The 3111-nt window shown below is 54.5% G+C and carries 5 protein-coding genes; all 5 read left to right on the top strand.

The features are described 5' to 3' along the window. The first annotated feature begins 347 nt into the window (after window positions 1-347). The gene (gene ureE, locus NP589_RS21305) at window positions 348-779 is read left to right on the top strand and encodes an urease accessory protein UreE (protein WP_256608771.1); all 432 of its coding nucleotides are present in this window, start codon (window positions 348-350) and stop codon (window positions 777-779) included. Next, complete coding sequence (locus NP589_RS21310) at window positions 769-1443, top strand: urease accessory protein UreF (RefSeq protein WP_256608772.1); 675 nt, start codon at window positions 769-771, stop codon at window positions 1441-1443. The genes ureE and NP589_RS21310 overlap by 11 nt, the downstream gene beginning before the upstream one ends. A gap of 94 nt (window positions 1444-1537) precedes the next feature. Further along, window positions 1538-2155 carry an urease accessory protein UreG gene (gene ureG / locus NP589_RS21315; protein ID WP_256608773.1) on the top strand — a complete coding sequence of 206 codons (618 nt, stop codon included), beginning with the start codon at window positions 1538-1540 and terminating at the stop codon, window positions 2153-2155. Window positions 2156-2229: 74 nt separating this feature from the next. Continuing rightward, window positions 2230-2772, top strand: a complete 543-nt coding sequence (locus NP589_RS21320; RefSeq protein ID WP_256608774.1) for a glutathione peroxidase — start codon at window positions 2230-2232, stop codon at window positions 2770-2772. Between the two features lie 61 nt (window positions 2773-2833). Beyond that, a partial coding sequence (locus NP589_RS21325; protein WP_256608775.1) for a deoxyribodipyrimidine photo-lyase occupies window positions 2834-3111 on the top strand: 278 nt, incomplete at its 3' end.

Here is a 3111-nt window from a genome sequence, read left to right on the forward strand (position 1 = left end):
CCCCGAGCATCGCAGATTTTGGCGAGATTAGCCCGCAGGGGAGCGGCAGGGATGCCGCTCGTTTTCGGAGGGGCAGGAAGCCCCTTCCGAAAACCCTCGCCAAAAGCGAGAAGCGCAGGATTAAGGCGGAATACCGGGTGGCCTTTCTTTTGGTGACTTTTCTTTGGCCAAACAAAGAAAAGTCACTCGGCTGTCGGGCCGAGACCCGACTTATAAAACACCCGTCGCGACAGCGACACAACAAAACCAAAAGACATCAAATAATCCAAAAGCCGACGTGTTGGGTTACGGCTAACGCCTTTTATGCCCTTTGGGTAAACCCAACCTACAAAACCAAACAACCAAATATGCTAAAACTCACTGAAACCACCCAAACCCAAGACACCCCCGACGACACCCTAACCCTCCCCTTCGAGGCCCGCCAAAAATCCCGCCAACCGGCAACCACCAAAGGCGGTATCCAAGTCGGCGTATTTTTACCCAGAGGCCAAACCCTGAGACATGGCGCAATCCTGACCAACGGCCAAGGTTTCAAAGTACGCATCGACGCTGCCCCTGAGCAACTGTCGGTGGTGAAATGCAGCGATCAACTGCTGTTTGCTAAAGCCTGTTACCACCTCGGCAACCGCCATATCGCCTTGCAAATCCTGCCGGACGAATTGCGTTATCTGGCCGATCACGTGCTCGATCAAATGCTGGTGGGTTTAGGGTTGACGGTCGAGCACCATACCCTGCCCTTCGAACCGGAAAGCGGCGCGTATCACAGCCATGGTCACTGATTTGTCGCTGTTAAGGCTGCTACAACTAGTCAGTCCCGGCTTGCCGATTGGCATGTACAGCTATTCGCAGGGACTGGAGCGCGCGGTACAGGATGGCTGGATTACGTCAGCAGAACAAACCAGCGACTGGCTGCACGGCTTGTTGCAAAACGGTTTGGGCTTGGTTGATGCGCCGATTCTGGCGCGGCTTTATGACGCTTGGCACGAACACGGTATAACGGCAGTTGAAAATTGGAGTCAAACCCTGATCGCCTGCCGGGAAACCGCCGAGCTACGTGCCGAGGACAGGCAAACCGGCCAGGCGCTGGCCCGCTTGCTGGTGAACCTGGAATTGCCCGAGGCTGAAGTCTGGCTAAAACGCCCGGACGCGACCTTGGCAACCTTGTTTGCCCTGGCGGCGGCACGCTGGCAAATCAGCAAAGCAGATGCTGTCACCGGCTATTTGTGGGGCTGGCTGGAGAATCAGGTGTTGTGCGCGGTCAAGCTGGTGCCGTTGGGTCAGGTGGCCGGACAACGATTGTTAAAAAATCTGGCCGACGAATTGCCGGCTCTGGTGGAACGTGCTTTAAACCTAAATGACGCCGAGATCGGCGGCAGTTGTTTTGGTTTGGCCTTGGCCAGCAGCCGGCATGAGATGCAGTATTCGCGGCTATTCAGATCGTGAAATAACCATAACGTAGCCTCGATGCAGCGCAAGCGGAATCGAGGTTTCAGCAACCTTAACCCCGGATTGCATCCGGGCTACCTTGGATGAAAACATGACTGACAAACAAATTTTAAGAGTAGGCATAGGCGGCCCGGTCGGTTCCGGCAAGACGGCGCTGGTGGATGCCTTGTGCAAGAAGATGCGCGACGACTATGAAATCGGCGTTGTGACCAACGACATCTACACTCGCGAAGACCAGCAGTTTTTGATCCGCAGCCAGGCACTGCCGGAAGAGCGGATTCTGGGGGTGGAAACCGGCGGCTGTCCGCATACCGCCATCCGCGAGGATGCGTCGATGAATCTGGCGGCGGTAGACGAACTCTGCGAGCGCTGGCCGGAGCTGGATTTTGTGATGGTGGAAAGCGGCGGCGACAATCTCAGCGCCACTTTCAGCCCGGAATTGGCCGATCTAACCATTTACGTGATTGACGTATCCGCCGGCGACAAGATTCCGCGCAAGGGCGGTCCCGGCATCACCCGCTCGGATTTGTTGGTGATCAATAAAACCGATCTGGCGCCTTATGTCGGCGCTTCGCTGGAAGTGATGGACCGAGACGCGAAGAAGATGCGTGGTGAGCGGCCATTCGTGTTTACCAATATCAAAACCGGCAATGGACTGGAAGCGGTCGCAGACTTTATTGTCAAGCAAGGCATGCTACAAGCGCATTGATGACAGCTGTGTAACGAGGTTGACTTTTAGCCGATACTGGTATGCTCAAGGACAATGGATCAGGAGGAAAGATGATGAAAACCGCGTTTTTAATCGCCAGCTTGTGGGCTTCCTCGGTGTCGGTCGTCGCTGCCGGGCCGTGCTCAACATTGCTGAATTACAAAATGACCAAATTACGCTCCAGCGAGCAAATCGATTTTTGCCAGGCCTTTCAAGGCAAGGTGATTTTGGCCGTCAACACCGCGAGTAACTGTGGCTACACCCCACAATTCAAGGGCCTGGAAGCCTTGTATCAAAAGTATAAGGATCAGGGCCTGGTGGTGGTTGGTTTTCCGTCCAACGATTTTAATCAGGAGTTCAGCGAAGCGGAAAAAACCGCCAACGTCTGCTACATCAATTACGGCGTCACTTTCCCCATGCTGGAAAAAAGCCAGGTGAAGGGCGCGGCGGCGAACGGCTTTTTCCAAAAGTTGATTAAAGCCACCGGTCAGGCGCCGGCCTGGAATTTTCATAAATACTTGATTGATCGTAGCGGGAACAGCGTGACGGCCTTCCCCAGCGATGTGACGCCGGAACAGCTGGATTCCAAGATCAGCGCCTTGCTATCGGCCAATTAGTGTTGTAAACCTCACCTCTCGCCGGCGGCATGCCGGCATTTTTTATCAGGACGAGATGACAATGCGCAGAATAGGACTTTACTGGTTTGGTAATGATTTGCGGGTGCATGATAATCCCAACCTGCAACAAGCCAGCGCGGTCGTCGATCAGTTGCTGTGCGTCTATTGTCTGGACCCGGCTTGGTTGGCCCCAAACCAGTATGGCATGGCAAATCTGTCCGCCCAGCGTTGGCGGTTTTTGAAAGAAGCCTTGCAGGACCTGGGCAGAAATCTCCAGCAAGTTGGGCAACATCTATTGGTTTGTTACGAAGCACCGGTGACGGCCATTGGCTCGCTAGT

This window comes from Methylomonas rosea (assembly GCF_024505055.1).
Taxonomy (GTDB): domain Bacteria; phylum Pseudomonadota; class Gammaproteobacteria; order Methylococcales; family Methylomonadaceae; genus Methylomonas; species Methylomonas rosea.

Coding starts and splice junctions, on each gene's coding strand:
- ureG (WP_256608773.1), top strand. CDS start 1,538: ATGACTGACAAACAAATTTTAAGAGTAGGCATAGGCGGCCCGGTCGGT.
- NP589_RS21320 (WP_256608774.1), top strand. CDS start 2,230: ATGAAAACCGCGTTTTTAATCGCCAGCTTGTGGGCTTCCTCGGTGTCG.
- ureE (WP_256608771.1), top strand. CDS start 348: ATGCTAAAACTCACTGAAACCACCCAAACCCAAGACACCCCCGACGAC.
- NP589_RS21310 (WP_256608772.1), top strand. CDS start 769: ATGGTCACTGATTTGTCGCTGTTAAGGCTGCTACAACTAGTCAGTCCC.